Here is a 218-nt window from a genome sequence, read left to right on the forward strand (position 1 = left end):
ATAATTGGAATTTGAGAATTGATGTCAAAGGTTTCAACATTATTTTGGTCATCATCACATAATTCGATAGCAGGAATAGCTTCAGGAGCTGCAATAACGGGAAGTAAGTCGATTTCTAATTCTAATTCGGTAAAGGAAACACAGCCGTTATTAACATCCGTAGCTCTCACAAAAAGTGTTTGATTAAAAGGGCTTTCGTTGGTATAAGGGCTTTCCAG

General features: G+C 36.7%; 1 protein-coding gene. It reads right to left on the minus strand.

Translation table 11 applies throughout. The features are described 5' to 3' along the window. The coding region (locus tag G7034_RS02080; RefSeq protein WP_166399309.1) for a hypothetical protein at positions 1-218 on the minus strand (218 nt) is incomplete at both ends.

Origin of the sequence: Psychroflexus maritimus (assembly GCF_011089875.1) — a bacterium.
GTDB lineage: Bacteria > Bacteroidota > Bacteroidia > Flavobacteriales > Flavobacteriaceae > Psychroflexus > Psychroflexus maritimus.